This is a genomic window from Streptomyces sp. NPDC044106, assembly GCF_056433985.1.
Genome location: NZ_JBWKFZ010000006.1, coordinates 1 through 17597, shown reverse-complemented (window position 1 = coordinate 17597; position 17597 = coordinate 1). Strand labels below are relative to the sequence as shown.

At 71.3% G+C, this 17597-nt stretch carries 12 protein-coding genes; 6 read left to right on the top strand and 6 right to left on the bottom strand.

The annotated features are described in order from the left end of the window. The first annotated feature begins 30 nt into the window (after nt 1–30). Nucleotides 31–588: a DUF1203 domain-containing protein gene (locus AC07DI_RS11770; protein ID WP_478904005.1), complete on the top strand. Its 558-nt coding sequence runs from the start codon at nt 31–33 to the stop codon at nt 586–588. Between the two features lie 24 nt (nt 589–612). Here AC07DI_RS11770 and AC07DI_RS11765 read toward each other — a convergent pair whose 3' ends face one another. Then, entirely contained in the window at nt 613–1494 is an 882-nt protein-coding gene (locus tag AC07DI_RS11765; protein ID WP_384257422.1) for a LysR family transcriptional regulator, read from the bottom strand. A 119-nt stretch (nt 1495–1613) separates the two neighbouring features. On the opposite strand from AC07DI_RS11765, the gene AC07DI_RS11760 reads away from it, so the two are divergent. After that, nucleotides 1614–2813 (top strand): MFS transporter, encoded by a 1200-nt coding sequence (locus AC07DI_RS11760; RefSeq protein ID WP_478904003.1) that lies wholly within the window; start codon nt 1614–1616, stop codon nt 2811–2813. A 57-nt stretch (nt 2814–2870) separates the two neighbouring features. Here the strand turns inward: AC07DI_RS11760 and AC07DI_RS11755 are convergent, their stop codons facing one another. Together AC07DI_RS11755 and AC07DI_RS11750 are read right to left on the bottom strand one after the other, a co-directional pair. Continuing rightward, nucleotides 2871–3887: an aspartate-semialdehyde dehydrogenase gene (locus AC07DI_RS11755; protein ID WP_384257428.1), complete on the bottom strand. Its 1017-nt coding sequence runs from the start codon at nt 3885–3887 to the stop codon at nt 2871–2873. Nucleotides 3888–4134: 247 nt separating this feature from the next. Next, a complete protein-coding gene (locus tag AC07DI_RS11750; protein WP_478904000.1) occupies nt 4135–7440 on the bottom strand; it encodes a S8 family serine peptidase in 3306 nt (1101 codons plus the stop codon). Between the two features lie 304 nt (nt 7441–7744). On the opposite strand from AC07DI_RS11750, the gene AC07DI_RS11745 reads away from it, so the two are divergent. The 3 genes from AC07DI_RS11745 to AC07DI_RS11735 all read left to right on the top strand — a co-directional run bounded on the left by AC07DI_RS11745 (nt 7745) and on the right by AC07DI_RS11735 (nt 11730). Next, nucleotides 7745–8203, top strand: coding sequence for an NUDIX hydrolase (locus AC07DI_RS11745; protein WP_478903999.1), 459 nt, complete (start codon nt 7745–7747; stop codon nt 8201–8203). A 257-nt stretch (nt 8204–8460) separates the two neighbouring features. Further along, a complete protein-coding gene (locus AC07DI_RS11740) occupies nt 8461–10248 on the top strand; it encodes a TIGR03767 family metallophosphoesterase (protein WP_478903998.1) in 1788 nt (595 codons plus the stop codon). A 315-nt stretch (nt 10249–10563) separates the two neighbouring features. Continuing rightward, a complete protein-coding gene (locus AC07DI_RS11735) occupies nt 10564–11730 on the top strand; it encodes a serine hydrolase domain-containing protein (protein ID WP_478903996.1) in 1167 nt (388 codons plus the stop codon). Between the two features lie 85 nt (nt 11731–11815). Here the strand turns inward: AC07DI_RS11735 and AC07DI_RS11730 are convergent, their stop codons facing one another. Both AC07DI_RS11730 and pepN read right to left on the bottom strand, forming a co-directional pair. Further along, on the bottom strand, nt 11816–12859 hold the full coding sequence (locus AC07DI_RS11730) for a hypothetical protein (RefSeq protein WP_478903994.1): 1044 nt from the start codon (nt 12857–12859) through the stop codon (nt 11816–11818). Nucleotides 12860–13034: 175 nt separating this feature from the next. Beyond that, nucleotides 13035–15614, bottom strand: coding sequence for an aminopeptidase N (gene pepN, locus AC07DI_RS11725; protein ID WP_384257445.1), 2580 nt, complete (start codon nt 15612–15614; stop codon nt 13035–13037). Nucleotides 15615–15859: 245 nt separating this feature from the next. Between pepN and AC07DI_RS11720 the strand changes: the two genes are divergently transcribed. Further along, on the top strand, nt 15860–16501 hold the full coding sequence (locus AC07DI_RS11720; protein ID WP_478903992.1) for a mycothiol-dependent nitroreductase Rv2466c family protein: 642 nt from the start codon (nt 15860–15862) through the stop codon (nt 16499–16501). Nucleotides 16502–16701: 200 nt separating this feature from the next. On the opposite strand, the gene AC07DI_RS11715 is transcribed toward AC07DI_RS11720, so the two are convergent. Next, nucleotides 16702–17352, bottom strand: a complete 651-nt coding sequence (locus AC07DI_RS11715; protein WP_365132273.1) for a superoxide dismutase — start codon at nt 17350–17352, stop codon at nt 16702–16704. Between the last annotated feature and the right edge of the window lie 245 nt (nt 17353–17597).

The window sequence follows — 17597 nt, the reverse complement described above, 5'->3', positions numbered from 1 at the left end:
CGTCCCTCGCCCACGCGCGAGGCTCGACCCATGACCACCACGCAAACGCACACGACCATCCCGGACACATCCGCCCCGCACGCGCCCACCACCTACACCCCGCGCCCCATCACCCCCACCGTCCTCGCGCAGCTCCGGGACACCGACGACGCCGGGCGGCCCTGCGTCCCGTACATCGACCAGGAGGGTGGCAGCCCGCTCCGCTGCTGCCTGCGGCCCATCGCACCCGGCGAGCGCGTCGCCCTCGTCTCGTACGCGCCGCTGCGCCGCTGGGCCGCCGAGACCGGCGCCACCCCCGGCGCCTACGACGAGCAGGGGCCCGTCTTCATCCACGCCGACCCGTGCGAGGGGCCGAAGGGCGAGCGCGCGGGCTACCCCTTCTCCCGCGCCGGGGCGCTGCGGACGCTGCGCCGCTACGACGCGCGGGGGCACATCGTCGGGGGCCGCCTGCTGGAGATCCCCGAGAACGAGGAGCAGGGCTTCGACGCCGCGTTCGCCGAGGCCTTCGCCGACCCGCGGGTCGCCCTCGTACACGTCCGCGCCGTGGAGTACGGCTGCTTCCACTTCGAGGTGCGCAGGAACGGCTGACCCGGGCTCCGACCTCAGGAACCGCTAGGACGCGTCCTGGCCCGCCCCCACCGCCCGCGCGAACTCCCGTACCCGCTCCGTCTCCCCGTCCCGGTGCCACACCATCCCGAGCACCGAGTCCGGCAGCCCGTCGACCGGCACGAAGACCACGTCCTTGCGGCCGTGGTACTCCGCCGTCGGGCCGCACAGCAGCATCACGCCCCGGTCCGCCGCCACCAGGCTCAGTCCCTCCTGGAGCGTGCGGACCGCCGGTGCGGGGGCATCCGAAGGGGCGTGCGCCGCGCGCCAGTACGCGGGCGCGGGCTCCGCCGCCGCGATCAGCGGGATGCGGGTCACCTCCGCCGCCGTGAGCGAGGCCCGCCCCGCGAACGCGTGCCGCACCGACACGGCGACGGTCTGCCGCTCGCTGGAGAAGACCGGGCCGAGGACCAGGTCAGGCTCGGCGACGGGGAGCAGCACGATCGCCGCGTCCACCCCACCGGCGCGCACCGCGCCGAACGGGTCGGAGAACGGGATCTCCACGATCTCCGTGTCACAGGCCGGGTACCGCTCCTGGAAGGCCTCGACGGCGCACATCAGCCGGTCGTCGGCGGTGCCCTGGAAGCCGACCCGCAGCGTGCCCTCGACCCCGCGCGCCGCCGTCCGGGCCCGCTCGACCACCGACGCCAACTCCCGGTAGGCGGGCCGGAGTTCGGCTGCGAAGCGTTCCCCAAGGGTGGTCAGGGCGACTCGGCGGCTCGTACGCTCCACCAGGCGCGCGCCGATCCGCCGCTCCAGGGCCGCGAGCAGCTGGCTGACGCGGCTCTGCGAGACGTACAGCCGTTCGCCCGCCCGCCCGAAATGCAGCTCTTCGGCGAGCACCAGGAAGCACTCCAGCTCCCGGATCTCCAGCCCGTTCCCGCTCATGACGCGCGGTCTCTCTTCCCTGATCGTCCCGCCGGCCTTCCCGGTCGATGAATCCGGCTCATACAAGGATGAGATCTTCCGCGTTGTTCCCGTGCGGGCGCCCCCACAGGGTGGAAGCCATGTCACAGAGCACTCATATCCCCACCAGACCCAACGTGTTGCCGCGCCGGCGGGGCCGCGTCGCCGTCCTCGCGGTCGCCGCCGCCACCTTCTCGGTCGTCACCACGGAGATGCTCCCCGTCGGACTCCTCACCTCCGTCGGCTCCGGCCTGCACGTCTCGGACGGCACCGCGGGCCTCGCCGTCACCCTGCCCGGCGTCGTCGCCGGGCTCGCCGCCCCGCTGCTGCCCGTCGCGGCCCGCCGCGCAGACCGGCGTACGGTCCTCGCCCTGCTGATGGCGCTGCTCGCCGCGGCCAACGTGGCCTCCGCGCTCGCGCCCGCCTTCGGCGTCCTGCTCGCCGCGCGCGTCCTGGTGGGCGTCTGCATCGGCGGGGTCTGGGCCATCGCGGCGGGCCTCGGTGCGCGGCTGGTCCGCGAGGAGAACGCGGGACGTGCCACCGCGGTCATCTTCAGCGGGATCGCGGTGGCCTCCGTGCTCGGCGTCCCCGCGGGGACGCTCCTGGGCGAACTGGCGGGCTGGCGCTGGGGGTTCGCGGCCCTCGCCGTGCTCGCCCTCGCCGTCGCGGGGCTGCTCCGCACGGCCCTGCCGCCGCTCCCCGCGCACGAGGGGCTCGGCTTCGGCGCGTTCCCCGGCCTCCTGCGCATCGGCCGGCTGCGGGCCGGGCTCCTCGCCGTCACCCTCCTGGTCACCGGCCACTTCGCCGCGTACACCTACATACGCCCCGTCCTGGAACGGGTGCCCGGCATCGGCGCGGGCCTGATCAGCGTGCTGCTCCTCGCCTACGGGACGGCCGGCATCGTCGGCAACTTCGCGGGCGGCGCCGTGGCGGTCCGCACCCCGCGCAGGGCGCTGCTCGCCATCTGCTCCGGGCTCGCCGCCGTCGTGCTGCTCATGGTGCCCGCGGGCGCCTCGCCCGTCGCGACGGTGGCGCTGCTCGTGGCGTGGGGCCTGGCGTACGGCGGGGTCTCGGTCTCCGCGCAGAACTGGGTGATGGCCGCGGCCCCGCACGCCCGTGAGGCGGCCTCCGCGCTCTTCGCCGGGGTGTTCAACGTCGCGATCGCGCTGGGCGCCTTCGCCGGAGGGCGGGTCGCGGACGGCCACGGGGCGGGCGCCGTGCTGTGGCTGGGCGGCGGGTTCGCGGGGCTCGCGCTGGTGGCGGTGGCGTGCGCGAAGGGGGCGGCCACCGGTGAAAGGTGACCGCCCCCGACTGCGTACGACCGTCCCCCGACCGCGTACGGACGGGAAAGGCCGGGCTCAGCCCTTGAGCTCCGCGGCGACCAGCTCCGCGATCTGCACGGCGTTCAGCGCCGCGCCCTTGCGGAGGTTGTCGTCGGAGATGAAGAACGCCAGGCCGTTCTCGACCGTCTCGTCCTTGCGGATGCGGCCCACGAACGCGTCGTCCTTGCCCGCGGCGACCAGCGGCGTCGGCACCTCGGTGACGACGACGCCCTCGGCACCCCGAAGGATCTCGGTGGCGCGCTCGGGGCTCAGCGGCCGCGCGAAGCGGGCGTTGACCTGGAGCGAGTGGCCGGTGAAGACGGGGACACGCACACAGGTGCCCGAGACCTTCAGCTCCGGGATCTCCAGGATCTTGCGGGACTCGTGGCGGAGCTTCTGCTCCTCGTCGGTCTCGTTCAGGCCGTCGTCGACGATGGAGCCGGCCATCGGCAGGACGTTGTACGCGATCGGCGCGACGTACTTGTCGGGCTCGGGGAACTCGGCGGCCGAGCCGTCGTGGGTCAGCTTCGGAGCGTCCTCGCCAACCTTCTTGACCTGCTCGAACAGCTCGTCCACACCGGCGAGGCCGGACCCGGACACCGCCTGGTAGGTGGCGACGACCAGCGCTTCGAGGCCCGCCTCGGCGTGCAGCGGCCGCAGGACCGGCATCGCGGCCATCGTCGTGCAGTTCGGGTTGGCGATGATGCCCTTGGGGCGGTCCTTGATCGCGTGCGGGTTCACCTCGGAGACGACCAGGGGCACCTCGGGGTGGCGGCGCCAGGCCGAGGAGTTGTCGATCACGACGGCGCCCTGGGAGGCGACCTTCTCGGCGAGGGCCTTCGAGGTGGCCCCGCCCGCCGAGAACAGCACGATGTCCAGGCCGGTGTAGTCGGCCGTGGAGGCGTCCTCGACGGTCACACCGTCGATGACCGTGCCGGCGCTGCGGGCCGAGGCGAACAGACGCAGCTCCTCGGCCGGGAACTTCCGCTCGGCGAGGATCTTGCGCATGACCGTGCCGACCTGACCGGTGGCTCCGACGATTCCGACCTTCACAGGGATGTCCTCCGTTAGTGCGTGCGGCCTCGTGACCTCGGCCGGTCTGTGGGGGGTGGTTCCATGATGCGTCTCTCCAGTGCCGCGTTGTCCAATCCATTGTCCGAGGTGCGGGACGCCACATTTCGCCGGGCCCGTCGCGAACGTTCCGGGCGCCCCGGGCGTCCTGGGGGAAACGCGGGGAGGGGAAACGGAAAATCGCCGGACGGGCTCGAGTGAGCCCGTCCGGCGATCGAGGAGGACACCGTTACGGTGTGACCTTCTCCACCTTCACGCTGCCGCTGCCGGCCACCGTGCCGCCCGCGTTGAGCAGGGACACCTCGCCGAACAGCTCACGGCCGTCGGCGGCCGGGGTCTTGGCCTCGACCTTGGCGTCGACCTGCGCCGACTCGCCGTTGGCGAGCTTGAGGACCGCCGCGTCGTCGACCGTGACCCGGCCGAGCGCGTCCGAGAAGAAGACGTCCCGGTAGTCGTACGCGGTCGTGCCGGACGGCACCGAGTAGCCCGTCACCTCGATCGTGTACGTACCGGCGGCCGGCTTCGTCAGGCTGACCGACTCCTCCGAGTCGCCCTCCGCCGACGAACCGACGACGACGCCGTCCTTCTTGACCGCCAGGTCCAGGTCGGCCGCGACGTCCGCGGTCGAGCCGATGGCGACGTCGAGCCGCTCGGCACCGGCGGGCACGACGACCTCGGTGGTCTGCGTCTGACCCTGCTTGATGCTGGGCCGCGCCGACTTGGCCGAGCCCAGCGAGCCGCCCTTGAGCTTGCCGTCGACGGCCGCGAAGTTGTTCGTGACCTTCCAGGAGACGGGCGCCGGCGTGCCGACCTTCGCCTCGGGCAGGGTTTGCACGGCCGGGTCGAAGGCGACGCCGAGCGCGGCGACGTTCAGCCGGTAGGGGTTGTCGAGCATCGGCGACGTACGGCGCGACTCGACCTCGATCTCCCAGACACCGGCCTGCGGGTCCGCGTACGCACGCAGGTCCGGGCGGCAGGTGTTGGCCGGGTTCTCGTAGTTCGGGTAGCAGACGACCGACGAGGTGGAGTCGACCGGGACGCCGTAGGGGTGGATCGCGATGAAGCGGGTCTGGCTCTTGTCCTTCAGACCGCCGAGGGAGACCTCGAGGGACTTGGCGCCCTTGGGGACCGTCACGAAGTAGGACTCGGTGCTGTTGCGCTGCGTCGAGCTCCTCTCCGAGAAGGTGTACGACGGCTTGGCGAGCGGCGTCGAGACGACGACCGTCGACATGATCTGCTGGTCGATGCCCGCGGTGCGCTGGTCGTCGACGGTGAGGATCGCGCTGTGCAGCCCGGCCGACCTGGGCTCCGCCTGCACCTTGACGGTGACCGGCTTGTTCAGCCGCAGTGTCACCTTGTCGCTGCCGAGCAGCGTGAAGGTGCGCTCGTGGTTGTTGATGAGGTCCAGCTCGTGGCTGATGCCGCGGTCCGGGCCCGAGGTGCGGGTGATCGTCACGTCGTACGTCCGCTTCTGGCCGGTCTGCAGGCCGCCCTCACGGTCGTAGATGCCGGTGCCGGGCTTCTTCAGCTCCTGGTCCAGGGCGGTGTCGACGGGCGCCTGCACCGTGTACGCGTACGCCTTCGCGCCGTCCTTGATGGCGTCCCAGGCCTCCACGACGTCGATCCGTCCGGTGCCCTGCGCGTACGCCTGCTCACCGGGGATGCGGGTCGCGGTCGAGGTCAGCGCGGTGCGCAGCTTCGCCGGGGTCAGGCCGATGTGCTCGCGCTTGGCGGCGGAGAGCAGCAGCGCCGAGGCGCCCGCGGCCTGCGGGGACGCCATGGAGGTGCCCTGCAGCATCGAGTAGCCGGCCGGGAGCTTGTAGCCCGCCTCGGCGACCGGGGAGCCCGGCAGCCAGGTCTGGGTGGTGTTGATGGCGGAGCCGGGCGCCGAGATGATCGGCGCGAAGCCGCCGTCCTCGCGCGGGCCGCGCGAGGAGAAGGGCATCATCGCGTACTTGGTCTCCACGCGGGAGCCGTAGTTGGCCGCCCAGGTCGCCTTGGAGATGGCCGCGCCGACCGAGATGACCTTGTCGGCCAGACCGGGGTCGCCGATGGTGTTGGCGCCGGGGCCGCTGTTGCCCGCGGAGATCACCAGCTGCACGCCGTAGGTGTCGATGAGGCGCTTGTAGAGCTCGGCGCGCGCGTTGTTGCCGTCGTTGAGGGCGGGCAGGCCGCCGATCGACATGTTCACGATGTCGACGCCGCGCTTGGTGACGAGGTCGATCATGCCCTCGGTCAGCGCGACGTTGGTGCAGCCGCCGCTCCAGGTGCAGGCGCGCGAGGAGACCAGCTTGGCGCCGGGGGCGGCGCCGTTCATCTTGCCGCCGAACAGGCCGTTGGCCGCGGTGATGCCCGCGACGTGCGTGCCGTGCTCGGACTCGATGACGCCGATGTTGACGAAGTCGGCCTTCTTGCCGACCCAGTCGCCGCCGTACGGGTCGGTCGGCACGTTCTTGCGGATCTCGACGACGAACGGGACGCGCTCGACGACGTCGGTCGCCGGGTCGTCCTTGCCGAAGTAGGCGACCTGGTGGCCGTCCTTGTACGGCTTCATCGGCTTGTCGTCGGTGAAGTCGTGGTTGTCGTTCAGGTCGACGCGGACGGTGCCCTTCGCCGGGTCGTACAGGACGCCCCAGCTGTCGGTGGTGTCGCCGTCGCGGTTGAGGTCGCCCTTGGCGTCGCCGCCCGCGGTGACCGACTCGCGGAAGCGGTTGACCTGGAAGGAGCCCGCCGGGGCCTTCCACGACTCGCCGTCCCAGGTGAAGACGGGGCCGGTGACCGGGTTGGTCATCCGGCGCCAGGTGCCGTCCGCGTCCACGATCGGGTCGGTCGCCGTCACCCAGTCGGTGATCTTGCGCTCGCCGGTGGAGGTCTTCTCCAGCGCGGGGTGGCCGAGGTCGACGCCGGAGTCGAGGATGCCGATGGTGGTGCCGCGGCCGTCCGCCTTCGGGTGCTTCTTCACGAAGTCGACGGCGCCCGTCTCGAAGGACGGGTTGTACGGGTTCTTCGCCGGGGTGCTCTTGTCCGGGCCCGGGTAGGTGCCGCGCGCGCCGGCCTTCGCGCCCTTGGCGCGGTCGGCGGCGGGGGTCGGGTCGTCCAGCTTGATCTCGTGGCGCAGATCGATGGCGTGCACCGACGACAGCTTCGCGGCCGCCTTGATCGCGGCATCGGCCTTGGCGGTCGGCACGGTCGCGCGGACGTAGCCGAGCTTGTCGTAGGTGCGGCCCACGGAGCCGCCCTTGACGGCGTCGAGCTGGCCCGCGACCTGCTCGGTGGCGCCGGGCGCGGTGGCGACCATCATCGTGACGGTCTTCTCGCCGCCCGCCTCGGCGTCGGCGAGCAGTTCGGCGTCGGCGGGACCGAGCTTGCCGGCCGCGGACTTGGGGGCCGGGGTCGGGGTGGGCGCGTCGTCCGCCGCGAAGGCGATGGGCGCGGCCCCGGTCGCGCAGAGCGCGGCGGTGATACCGGCGGCTATCGCGAGGCGGACTGATTCTCGTGAGGCCGTGCGTCTCGCGCTGGAACTGGATCTGGGCATCGGCATCCCTGTGCGTGAAGGTCGAAAAGGAGGGTCGGTTTGGTCCCGGGTTTCGGAAGGGTCCGGAAATCGGGACCTGATGACCGCTCACCCTTACGTAAGTGACAGCTGTTTGGGGATAGTTGTCCGAGCTGTGATCAGGGCGTGACGCAATCTCGCCATGCGCCATCGTGGACAAGGGTGTGTATAGCGGGACTTGTCACATGAGAGCGCCCTCGCGAGGTGCGCGCGGAACTTCGCGTTCAGCCACGGCGGACCCGCAGATCAGGGGGCGGGCAGCCAACGAACCGCCTAGCGTCGGTTCGTGCACAAAGAACTCCGGGTGGCGGCCTACGCCGTATGCGTACGCGACGGCCAGGTCCTGCTGGCCCGCTGGGTCGCGGGCGACGGCAGCAGACGCTGGACGCTCCCCGGCGGCGGCATGGAGCACGGTGAGGACCCGTACGACACCGTGATCCGGGAGGCCGACGAGGAGACCGGATACGTCGTCGAGCCGGTCGCGCTCCTCGGCGTCGACTCGCTGCGCCGCCGCTACCCGCGACGGCTCGGCGCCGTCGCCGACTTCCACGGAGTGCGGATCGTGTACGAGGGGCGGGTCACCGGCGGCACCCTGCGCAACGAGACCGACGGGTCCACGGACCTCGCCGCCTGGCACCCCCTGGAGTCCGTGCCGGACCTGGACCGCGTCGCGCTCGTCGACATCGGCCTGGGCCTCTGGCGCGCCCGGCCCGCCGACGGCCACGCCACGGGCCTGGCCCCCTGACCCCGTGCACGGCCTTCCCTTCCCCGGAAGGTGAACACGGAGTGACCGCCTCCTCTCCACCCGGAGAGGGGTGCGTGACCGCGCAGGGTACCGGGTGATCCACGTACCGTGATCTGCGCCGCCCGTTGCGTCCTCGTTCACGCGCAGGCCATCCCCGCTGCCAACGATCCAGGGAGAGCGGGCAGTTCGCAGGCCGCAGTCAGGCCCGGGCCGCCCGCGACCACTGCCGCCGCGTTCGCACCCGGGGAGACCGCGCCATGCCGCGCATACGCTCTGTCGCCACCGCAACCGCCACCACCGCGGCATCCGCCGTGGCCGGACTCGACCGCCGCGCGTTCCTCGCCGCCACCGGAGCGGTCACCCTCTCCGCGGGCCTCGGCTACGCTCTCGGGCCCGGCGCGGGCTCCGGCAACGCCGCGCCCGCGGGGCAGGCCGCCGTCCCGCACTCCCGGCCCGCGCCCGCCGCGCCCCTCATGCCGTACGAGGGCAACACCACCCTGCTCACCGTCGCCGCCCCGCGGGGCTCCACCGGCTACCGGCGGCTCGGCGACGGGCCCGCCTGGCGACGTGTCGTCCGCGGTGACCTCGCGGCGGCCAAGGCGGGCCGCGAGGGCCGGCGGACCGCGCTCGCCGCCTTCGTGCAGTTCACGGACCTGCATCTGGTGGACGTGCAACACCCGCTGCGTTACGAGTACTTGCGCGCCCAGACCGCGAGCGCCTGGCGGCCGCACGAGTCCCTCTCGGTGGCGGGCGCCGTCGCCCTGGTCGAGCGGGTCAACGCCCTGCGCGGCGCGCCCGCCACCGGCGCGCCCCTGCACTGCGTCGTGACGACCGGCGACAACACCGACAACAACTCCCGCTCCGAACTCGACTGGTTCCTCAAGGTGATGAGCGGCGGCCGCATCACCCCCAACACCGGCGACCCGCGCCGCTACGAAGGCGTACAGGACAGCGGCCTCGCGCTCTACTGGCACCCGGACGCCGCCCTGCGCGACGCCGACAAACGGCTCGGCTTCCCGCATCTGCACGGCTTCCTCGACGCCGCGATCCGCGAGGTCAACAGCCCCGGCCTCGGCCTGCCCTGGTATTCCACGGTCGGCAACCACGACGCCCTGCCCGGCGGCTGCTGGGCGCCCCGTGACCCCTTCTTCGCCGACTTCGCCGTGGGCGGGCGCAAGCTGATGTCCCTGGACGAGACGCGCGGAGCCGCCCTGTGGAAGGCGGTCAAGAAGGGCCACGACCCCAAGGGCGGGCAGTTCAAGGAACTCCTCAAGAGCGAGGCGCGGCGCATGCGGACCGTCACGCCGGACGCGTCACGCGCGCCCTTCACCCCCGCCGAGTACCTGCGGGCCCACCTCGACCCCGCCCACAAGGGGCCAGGGCCCGTCGGCCACGGCTACACCCAGGAGAACCTCGCCACCACCACGCAGTACTACTCCTTCCGCATCAGCGACGACGTGCTCGGCATCAGCCTGGACACCACCGACCCCGGCGGCCACTACGAGGGCTCGCTGGGCAGCGCCCAACTGCGCTGGCTGGAGAGCGAGCTGAGCGCCAACGAGCGGCGCGCGGGCGGACCGTCGTACGTCGTCGTCCTCAGCCACCACACCAGCAAGTCCATGCGCAACCTCCGCCACGACCCGGCACGGCCCGGCGAGGCCCGGCACGGCGGCGACGAGATCGTCTCGCTGCTCGGCCGGTTCCCCTCCGTCCTCGCCTGGGTCAACGGCCACAGCCACAAGAACGCCATCACCCCGCACCGCACCCCGCACGGCTCCTTCTGGGAGGTCTCCACCGCCTCGCACGTCGACTTCCCGCAGCTCGCGCGGGTGGTGGAGCTCACCGACAACCACGACGGCACGATCTCCGTCTTCACCACCCTCATCGAATCCGCGGCCCCGCACCGCACGGACTTCACCGACCTCTCCCAGACCGGCCTCGCCGCGCTCTACCGCGAACTGTCCTTCAACGCGCCGGGCGCGAGGACCACGCTGAGCGGCGGGGCGGGCGACCGGAACACGGAACTGGTGCTCCGCAAGGGCTGAGAGCCTGTCTTTGAACCCCCGCCTGCGCAGCGGCGCCCGGCACGCACGCTCGGCGCACGGAGCCCCAGGACAGGTGGCTCCGCCACATGACCTGGGACTCCGCACACCGATCGCACGCACCGAACACCGCTGCGCCCGCGCTTCGCGCGGACGACGGGGGTTCAAAGACAGGCTCTGAGGCGCCACAAGGCGCCCCGCCGATGATCGGCTGAATCCCGCTCAACCCTCGCATCGGCCGTCAACCTTCGCGAACGCCACCCGGTCCCCTCCATCGACCGCGATCGACGACGAAATCGACGTCAAAGGGGACAGCACATGCCGGTACGCAGAGGTGCGAGCAGGACGGTGCGCAGAAGGGCGATGGGCGCGGCGGCGTTGCTGGCCGCCACGCTGACGGCGGGCGCGCTCGCCGCCCCGGCCGTGGCGGCCTCGCCGGGGGACGGGCACGAGGAGACCAGGCGGGCGCTGGACGGGATCGTCAAGGAGGGGGTGCCCGGAGTGACCGCCCAGGTGCGGGACAAGTACGGGCCCTGGAACGCGGCTTCGGGCCTCGGCGACCTGAAGCGGGGGACGCCGCGCGGCGAGCACGACCGCTTCCGCGTCGGCAGCATCACCAAGACGTTCGTGGCGACGGTGCTGCTGCAGTTGCAGGGCGAGGGACGCATCGACCTCGACGACACGGTGGGCCAGTGGCTGCCGGGCGTCGTCGAGGGGCACGGGCACGACGGGGACAGGATCACGGTCCGCCAGCTCCTCAACCACACCAGCGGCATCGCCGAGTACTCCGAGGACGAGGAGTTCGTGCGGAAGATCTTCACCAAGGGCTTCTTCGAGCACCGCTACGACACCTGGACGCCCGGCCGGCTGGTGAAGCTCGCCATGCGCCACAAGCCGGTCTTCGAGCCCGGCACGAGCTGGAGCTACTCCAACACCAACTACATCGTCGCCGGCATGATCATCAAGAAGGTGACGGGCAACGCGTACGCCGACGAGATCGAGCGGCGCGTCATCAAACCCCTCCACCTGAAGTCCACCACCGTCCCCGGCACCCGCCCCACCGTGCCCCGGCCCAGCTCCCGCGGCTACGGCAAGCTCCCCGGGGACCCCGAGGCGAAGGTGTACGACGTGACGGAGCTCAACCCGTCCCTCGCGGGCTCGGCGGGCGAAATCATCTCCGACTCGGCGGACCTGAACCGCTTCTACTCGGCGCTGCTCGGCGGCAGGATCCTGCCCAAGGCGCAGCTCGCCGAGATGAAGACGACGGTCGCCCACGAGGGGAGCACCAGCAGGTACGGGCTCGGCATCGCCGAGCTGAAGCTGCCCTGCAACAGCACGATCTGGGGCCACGACGGCGGCATCCACGGCTCGTCGTCCCTGGCGGTGACCTCCCCGGACGGCCGCCACTCGCTGGCGCTCAACATCAACGGCGACTGGGCGGGCGACGCGGACCCGGTGGTGAAGGCGGAGTTCTGCGGCAAGTGACGTGTCCCTTCTATGGGGGGGCGCCTCCGCGCCCCCCGTCCGCCCCCTTCCACACACGCGGCCCCGCACGCGTCACGCACCCGTGCTACCTGGGCAGTACGACCACATACGCCGCCGGATCCCGGTCGGCCGACGCCATCAGCGCCGTACGCACCACAGCGGCCTGCTGCTCCAGGGTGTCCCTGAGCTTCCTCGGGGTGATGTGGACGACGGTGATGCCCAGCCGCTCCAGGTGCTCGCGCTTGCGGACGTACTCCGACCAGAGGGCGCCCTCGTCCTGGCGCGGGGCCCGCGTGTCCAGCTCGACGGCGACGGCGTGGTCGGGCCAGTAGGCGTCGACACCGCCCAGGTGCGGGCCGCCGGGCAGCCGCAGGTCGACGTTCCACAGCGGGTGGGGCAGGCCGTACTCGGCGACCATCCGGTACAGCCGGTCCTCGGCGATGGCCCGTCCCTCTGCCAGCAGGGAGTCGACGGCGTCCACGACGTGCGGACGGGTGAGCAGCCGCGCCTCGTTCAACTCCCGCACGACCGCGGCGGGTTCGCAGTGGCCGCCGCGCACCGCCTCGGTGAGCAGCCGCCGCACGGCGCCCGCGTCGGTGAGCCGCGCCACGGCGTCGGCGAGGGCGCGCGGCACCGGCGCCACCGGAACGCCCGTGATCTGCTGCGGGGTCGGCATCGCGGGACTGCGCACGAGCCGGGCGAAACCGACGGAGCGCAGCCGGCGGGTGCGGGGTACCAGGACGTCGATGTGGTCCAGGGAGAGCAGCGGCGGAGCGGACGAGAAGCGGTGCAGGGTCAGGGCGGCGAGCCCCGTGATCACCGCGTCGGCGTACGGGGCGTGCGCCTCGCCCGCGCGGGGCTGGGCGGGCACGGACTTGGCGGTACGGGCCGGCGGGCGCCCCGCGTAGAGCAGCGCGCCGTGCAGCCGTTCCTCGCTGGTCGGCGGACCCGGGTGCAACAGGTAGACGCCGGGCAGCAGTTGCTGCCAGGGGCCGCCGGGCCGGCAGTGGGCACCGGCGTCCGCGACGGAGACGCCGTGCTCGGCGAGCTGGGCGGTGCTCAGGACGCGGAGCTGGGCGTCGGCGAGGTGCTTGAGGGGGAGCGGGAAGACCGGGGTGTCGTGGTTCATGACCCGGTCGTTCCCGCCCCCGACCGCCTCGCTAACCGCTGTTACACGCCCGTCGACAAACCAGGACAAGCTCGCCCTAAAGCACGGACGTTCGACTGCCGATGAGCACCTGCGCGAAGGGGAGAGGGTGGGCCCTTACCTGGCCGGTGAGGACCCGCCACCCGCCCTCCCATGCCTAGGCCACCTCGGCCCCCGCATCGCACGCCTGTGCCCGCAGCGACCGCGCCAGGTCGTCCCGCGCCTCAAGGACGAGGCGGCGCAGGGCCGGCGCACCGGACTCGTGCGTGGTCAGCCACTCGTCCGCCGCCGCCAGCGTCGCCTCGTCGCCCTGGAGGTGCGGGAAGAGGCCCCGCACCACGTCCATGCCGATCTGGATGGACCGCTCGGCCCACACCCGCTCGATCGCCGCGAAGTACTTGGCGGCGTACGGCGCCACCAGCTCCCGCTGCGACGGCCGCGCGAACCCGGAGATCGTCGCCTCGACCAGCGCGTTGGAGAGCGCGTCCGACTCCACCACGGCGGCCCACGCCTGCGCCTTGACCGCCGCCGAGGGGCGCGAGGCCAGACACCGCACCTGGTGCCGCTTGCCGGAAGCCGTGTCGTCGCGGGCCAGCTCGGCCGCGAGGACGTCCTCGCCCGCGACACCGTGCGAGGCCAGCGGGCTCAGGAACGCCCAGCGCAGCTCCTGGTCGACCTCAAGGCCGTCGATCCTGGCCGTGCCCGCGAGGAGGCCCTGGAGCAGCTGGAGATCGGCCGCCGACGACGCCACCGCGGCGAAGAAGCGCGCCCAGGTCAGCTGGTGCTGGCTGCCGGGCTCGGCCAGCCGCAGCTCCCGCAGAGCGCCTTCGGCGAGGTCCCGGCCGCCCTGCTCACGCCAGGCCGGGGCGGCGTAGTGCGTGAGGGCGGAGTCGGCCCAGGTGTGCAGCATCTGCAGCACGCCGATGTCGCTCTCGCGCCCGGCGAAGCGGAGCACCAGGCCGATGAAGTCACGGGCGGGCATCAGCCCGTCCCGCGTGAGGTTCCAGAGGGAGGACCAGCACAGGGCGCGGGCCAGCGGGTCGGTGATGTCACCGAGGTGGTTCCGCAGCGTGGCCAGGGAGTTGTCGTCGAAACGGATCTTGCAGTACGTCAGGTCGTCGTCGTTGACCAGGACCAGCTCGGGCGCCGCCTCACCGGCCAGCTCGGCCACGACCGTGCGTGGCCCGTGGACGTCGGTCTCCGCGCGTGCGTACCGCTCCAGGTCACCGCCTGCCGTCCTGCGGTACAGGCCCACGGCCACCCGGTGCGGACGCAGCTCGGGATGGGACTCGGCGGCCTCCTGGAGGACCGAGAGCTCGGTGATCCGGCCCTCCGCGTTCAGGATGACCTGCGGGGTGAGGGAGTTGACGCCCGCCGTCTGCAGCCAGGACCGCGACCAGGACGCCATGTCGCGCCCGGAGGTCTCCTCCAGGACCGAGAGCAGGTCGCCGAGGACCGTGTTGCCGTACGCGTGCCGCTTGAAGTAGCGCCGGGCGCCCTCCAGGAACGCGTCACGGCCGACGTACGCGACGAGTTGCTTCAGTACGCTCGCCCCCTTCGCGTACGTGATCCCGTCGAAGTTGAGCTTGGCGTCCTCCAGGTCGCGGATGTCGGCCGTGACGGGGTGGGTGGAGGGCAGCTGGTCGGCGCGGTAGGCCCAGGCCTTGCGGTTGTTGGCGAAGGTGATCCAGCCGTCGGTGAAGCGGGTGGCCTCCACCATCGAGAAGGAGCCCATGAAGTCGGCGAAGGACTCCTTGAGCCACAGGTCGTCCCACCACCGCATGGTGACCAGGTCGCCGAACCACATGTGGGCCATCTCGTGCAGGATCACGTTGGCCCGGCGCTCGTACGACGCCCGGGTCACCTTGCCGCGGAAGATGAACTCCTCGCGGAAGGTCACCAGGCCCGGGTTCTCCATCGCGCCCAGGTTGTACTCCGGGACGAACGCCTGGTCGTACTTCCCGAAGGGGTAGGGGTAGTCGAAGTTGTCGTGGAAGAAGTCCAGGCCCTGCTTGGTGACGAGGAAGACGTCGTCGGCGTCGAAGTGCGGGGCTAGGCCCTTGCGGCACATGGCGCCCAGCGGGATCTCCAGGCGCGTACCGTCTTCGAGGACGCGCTCGTAGGAATCCGTCACGTAGTGGTAGGGCCCGGCCACGACCGCCGTGATGTATGTCGAGATCGGCTTCGTCTCGGCGAACCTCCAGACGCCGTCCGTCAGTTCACCCACCCCGTTGGACCACACGGTCCACCCCTCGGGCGCCTGCACCTGGAAGCGGTAGGGCGCCTTGAGGTCGGGCTGCTCGAAGTTGGCGAAGACGCGGCGGGAGTCCGCAGGCTCGTACTGCGTGTAGAGGTAGACCTCGCCGTCCTCGGGGTCGACGAAGCGGTGCATGCCCTCACCGGTGCGGCTGTAGGCGCACTGGGCGTCCACCACCAGTTCGTTCTCCTCGGCCAGCTCCTCCAGGGTGATCCTGGTGCCGTCGAAGACCTCGGAGGGGTCCAGGTCCTTGCCGTTGAGCGAGAGGGCCGTGACACTCGGCGCGATCAGGTCCACGAAGGTCGCGGCGCCCGGCTCGGCGCTGCGGAACCGGATCGTCGTGACCGAGCGGAACGTGCGCGGCTCCTGACCGCTCTCGCCGACCGCCGAACGCAGGTCGAGGAAGACCTCGTATCCGTCGACGGAGAGCAGCGCGGCCCTCTCGCGGGCCTCGTCGCGGGACAGATTCTCACCGGGCACGGGCGGCACTCCCTTGTGACTCGCATGGCTGTGTGATTCGCATGGCTGTGTGGCTTGCGTGGCTGTGTGGCTTGCGTGGCTGTGGGACTTGCGTGGTGTGGCTCCGCGTGACGCACATGACCCGCGTCACTCGTACGAATGTCTACGATCCTCGCATGTGCGCTCCGCGGCCGACATCCGGGAATGCCCCGACGCACCACCGACGTTTCCCCGGCCAGATGCGAACGGATTCCCTAGGGAGAGACATGTCCGAGAACGGCAGCAAGACCCCCGTCGACTTCTGGTTCGACCCGCTGTGCCCCTGGGCCTGGATGACGTCGCGCTGGATGCTCGAGGTCGAGAAGGTCCGCGACGTGGAGGTCCGCTGGCACGTGATGAGCCTCGCCGTCCTGAACGAGGACAAGCTCGACCAGCTGCCCGACGAGTACCGCGAGATGCTGGAGACGAAGGCCTGGGGCCCGGTACGCGTCGTCATCGCCGCCCAGCAGGAGCACGGCGAGGAGATCACCGGAGCCCTCTACACCGCGCTCGGCACCCGCTTCCACAACCGGGGCGAGGGCGCCACCCGCGAGGCCGTCATCGGTGCCCTGGAGGACGTCGGCCTGCCCGCCGGGCTCGTCGAGCACATGGACTCGGACGCGTACGACGCGCAGCTGCGCGCCTCCCACAAGGAGGGCATCGACAAGGTCGGCCAGGAGGTCGGCACGCCGGTCATCGCCGTTCCCGGTGCCGACGGCGGACAGGTCGCCTTCTTCGGACCCGTCGTGACCCCGGCGCCCAAGGGCGAGGCCGCGGCGCGGCTCTGGGACGGCACGCTGCTCGTGGCCTCCACCCCGGGCTTCTACGAGATCAAGCGCACCCGGACCGAGGGCCCCAACTTCGAGTGAGTCCACAGGTTCCGAAGGACTCGAAGGCCCCGAAGGACCTTTAACGCCGGAAAGACCCGAAGCGCCCGAAAGGCCCCCGTGAGTCACGTCCTCACGGGGGCCTTTCCTCTATCCGCCTGCCTCGGCGAAGGTTGAGAAGACGATCACGAGGCAGGACGTCCGGCGGTCGTCGCCGGGGGAAGCTCGGCGACGACCGCGGCTCAGGGAGCCAGCAGCAGGCTGTTGACCCGCTCCTTGGCGGCGGCGTAGCGCTTGGCCACGTCCTGCCAGTTGACGACCTGCCACATGGCCTCGATGAAGTCGACCTTCTGGTTCTTGTACTGCAGGTAGAAGGCGTGCTCCCAGGCGTCGAAGACGAGGATCGGCGTGGAGCCCTGGCCGATGTTGCCCTGGTGGTCGTAGACCTGCTCGACGATGAGGCGGTTGCTGAGCGGCTCGTAGGCGAGCACGCCCCAGCCCGAACCCTGCGTCGTCGCCGAGGCCTTGGTCAGCTGGGCCTTGAACTTGGCGAAGGAGCCGAAGGACTCGGTGATGGCGTCCGCCAGGTCACCGACACCGTCGGCGGCCAGCGGCTCGCCGCCACCGCCGTCCTTGGGGCTGTTCATGTTGTGCCAGTAAATGCTGTGCAGGATGTGGCCGGAGAGGTGGAAGGCCAGGTTCTTCTCCAGGCCGTTGATGGCGCCCCAGGTCTCCTTGTCGCGAGCCTCCTCCAGCTGCTCAAGGGTGTCGTTCGCGCCCTTCACGTACGCCGCGTGGTGCTTGTCGTGGTGCAGCTCGATGATCTGCGGGTTGATGACGGGTTCGAGCGCCGCGTAGTCGTACGGAAGTTCTGGAAGCGTGTAAATGGCCATAGTCCGAGCCCTCCGACTGCTGCTCTGCTGTGGTGCGCTGTTGTGTTGCTCAACTTATTGCAAGTCTTTCGCAAGTGCAGGCTAACAGCAGGAGACCCGCGAAGTTGATCAGCCCTTCGTCCTAGGGGGCGTCTTCAAAGATCGTCTTGTGTGATGGATCATGTTTGCCGTGGTGCGCCGTCATGAACTCTCCGATGATGAATGGGCCGTGCTGTCGCGGCTGTTACCCGAGTCCGGGGTAGCCG

Excerpts from the sequence above, each read along its gene's own strand:
- AC07DI_RS11740 (WP_478903998.1), top strand. The coding sequence starts at position 8,461 with ATGCCGCGCATACGCTCTGTCGCCACCGCAACCGCCACCACCGCGGCA.
- AC07DI_RS11765 (WP_384257422.1), bottom strand. The coding sequence starts at position 1,494 with ATGAGCGGGAACGGGCTGGAGATCCGGGAGCTGGAGTGCTTCCTGGTG.
- AC07DI_RS11715 (WP_365132273.1), bottom strand. The coding sequence starts at position 17,352 with ATGGCCATTTACACGCTTCCAGAACTTCCGTACGACTACGCGGCGCTC.
- AC07DI_RS11720 (WP_478903992.1), top strand. The coding sequence starts at position 15,860 with ATGTCCGAGAACGGCAGCAAGACCCCCGTCGACTTCTGGTTCGACCCG.
- AC07DI_RS11760 (WP_478904003.1), top strand. The coding sequence starts at position 1,614 with ATGTCACAGAGCACTCATATCCCCACCAGACCCAACGTGTTGCCGCGC.
- AC07DI_RS11750 (WP_478904000.1), bottom strand. The coding sequence starts at position 7,440 with ATGCCCAGATCCAGTTCCAGCGCGAGACGCACGGCCTCACGAGAATCA.
- AC07DI_RS11735 (WP_478903996.1), top strand. The coding sequence starts at position 10,564 with ATGCCGGTACGCAGAGGTGCGAGCAGGACGGTGCGCAGAAGGGCGATG.
- AC07DI_RS11730 (WP_478903994.1), bottom strand. The coding sequence starts at position 12,859 with ATGAACCACGACACCCCGGTCTTCCCGCTCCCCCTCAAGCACCTCGCC.
- AC07DI_RS11770 (WP_478904005.1), top strand. The coding sequence starts at position 31 with ATGACCACCACGCAAACGCACACGACCATCCCGGACACATCCGCCCCG.